Origin of the sequence: Francisella sp. SYW-9 (assembly GCF_008711465.1) — a bacterium.
Classification (GTDB): domain Bacteria; phylum Pseudomonadota; class Gammaproteobacteria; order Francisellales; family Francisellaceae; genus Francisella.
The window spans coordinates 1-2718 of the sequence record NZ_VXKQ01000057.1 but is presented as its reverse complement, the minus strand read 5'-3'; the positions used below and the strand labels follow the sequence as shown (position 1 = coordinate 2718).

Sequence of the window (2718 nt, the reverse complement as noted above, 5' to 3'; positions counted from 1 at the left end):
GGAAAATAGACTTAATGATATGTCTGATATAAAAACAATAGCTATAGATGAGCAAAATAGTCAAACAATATATCAAAGTGAAGAATCAAACAATTTACTACAATATAGTAAAGCAAAAGATTTGGGTTATGTAATTTATACGTCAGGTACTACTGGGTTACCTAAAGGGGTGATGGTTGAGCATAAATCACTAGCATGCTTTTTATCAGCGAGTAAAACTTATTTGGACCTAAATAAATACAATATATTAAGTCTAACAAAATATGTATTTGACATATTTGTTTTAGAATATGGATTACCATTAATAACAGGTTCAAGTGTTTATCTTTCTCAAATAGATAAGGTTAATGAGAAACATCTAGAAAGCATTAATATAGTTCAACAAACTCCTGGTGTTTTAAGTTTATTAGTTAATAATAAAGATCTTTATAAAGATATATTTTGTTTAGTTGGTGGAGAAAGGTTAAGCAATAATATTAGAAATTTATTACAAGAGAGCTTTAAGAAAGTAATTAATTGTTATGGTCCAACAGAAAGTACTATCTGGAGTAGTTTTGGGATAGTAGATAATAATGCTATTAATATAGGAAAGCCATTAAATAATGAAAAGATGTATGTTCTAGATCAACATCATCAACCAGTTTCGATAGGTGTGATTGGAGAATTATATATAGGTGGAGCTGGGTTAGCTAGAGGCTATTTGAATCGACCTGAATTGACAGAAGAGAGATTTGTATCTAATCCATTTGCAACTAATAGTGATATAGCTAAAGGTTATACAAGATTGTATAAGACAGGAGATTTAGTTAGATGGTTAGAAGATGGCAATATTGAATATATAGGTCGCAATGATGATCAGGTTAAGATCAGAGGCTATCGTATTGAATTAGGAGAGATTGAGAATCAGCTGTCTGCTATAGCGGGTATTAAGCAATCCTGCGTATTAGCTAAAGATAGAAATAATAGTAAGTACTTAGTTGGTTATTATGTATCAGATGTAGAGTCATTAACTCAAGAAGAGATCCTTAATCAATTATCTAAAGTATTACCAGAGTATATGGTGCCAAGTGTATTAGTTGAGATTGAATCAATGCCATTAACAGTAAATGGTAAGTTAGATCGTAAGGCATTACCAAATCCTGAGTTTATTAATGAAGATCGTTATATAGCACCGACTACGGAACTTGAAGAAAGATTATGTACTATCTTTGGTGAAGTTCTTGGATTAGAGAGAATTGGTATTACAGATGATTTCTTTAGGGTAGGAGGTAATAGTATATTAGCTATTCGATTAGTTAGTAATATCAATGTTAAGCTTGGTAGTAATATATCAGTTAGAGATGTGTTTGATTATAAGAGCATAGTTCAATTATCTAGGCTTGTTAATACAAGTATCGGGCAATTTAAGTATAAAGACTATCTAATTACAGAGGGACATATTAATGATTATAAGGCTTTTGAATTAACTAATGTTCAACAAGCATATCTATATGGACGTTTAGATAGTTTTGAAATGGGTAATGTATCAACTCATGTTTATTCTGAATTATTATTTAATGAATTTAGTATAAAAAGGTTCGAACAAGCATTTAATAAATTGATCCAAAGGCATGGGGTATTAAGAACGATATTCACAGATGATAGTCAACTTGTTTTATCTGAAGTACCTGAATATAAGATAGTTAATCATGGTGAAATAATTGAGACTGAGCTTATATCAATTAGAGATAGATTATCTCATAAAATATATGATACAAATAAATGGCCATTATTTGATTATGAGCTAAGCTATTACCAAGATAATTATATTCTTCATATGAGTATAGATGCCTTAATTATGGATGGACCAAGCTTTGGTATATTTTTTAATGAATTAGCTATTTTATATAAGGATATAAATAGTGATTTAGATGATCTAAAAATTAGCTTTAGAGACTATGTAATTAAGGCTAATCAGGTTAGATCAAGCAAATTATATACAGATGTTAAAAAATATTGGTTAAATAAGTTACCTGAATATAATTTTGAAGCAAGACTACCTACTTTAGTTAATCCTAATAGTATTGAGAAGCCTCAATTTGCTAGATTAACTAAGACAATATCTAAGGATAAGTGGAGTCAATTAGAAGAAAAAGCTAAAAATATTAATGTAAGTCCAACATCAGTTGTTTTATATGTGTATGGGTTAGTATTAAGTAAATACAGCGGTTCAAATAAATTTTGTATAAATTTAACTTTATTTAATAGATTACCATTACATGATCAAGTTAATAATATATTAGGAGATTTTACAGTATTAGAGTTATTTAATTATGTAAAAACTAATAAAAATATTAAAGAAGGCTTACTAGCTATACATAATGAATTATGGGCGGATATTGAGAATAATCTATTTGATGGTATTGATTTTCAAAGGTTAATAAGACATAAGCTTGATATGTCACATAACCAATCGCTATCACCAGTTGTGTTAACAAGTGTATTAGGTGGAGGCAAGGATCTTAATATAAGCATGAATGGTTATATAGGTACAGGCTATTCTATTACTCAGACATCACAAGTATATTTAGATAATAAGGCTTATGAGACAGATGAGGGGTTTGTAGCAGAGTGGGATTATGTAGAGCAGTTATTTGATAAAGATGTTATATCATCTATGCATGAAGCATACTGTAATTTAATTGAGTACTTAGCAGAAGCAGATTGGGATGATGATTT

The 2718-nt window shown here is 29.2% G+C and carries 1 protein-coding gene; it reads left to right on the top strand.

Annotated features, from left to right (window positions below; genetic code table 11):
• Nucleotides 1–19: 19 nt before the first annotated feature.
• Nucleotides 20–2718 (top strand): AMP-binding protein (locus F3D62_RS12470; RefSeq protein ID WP_150468569.1); only part of this gene is annotated, 2699 nt, incomplete at its 3' end.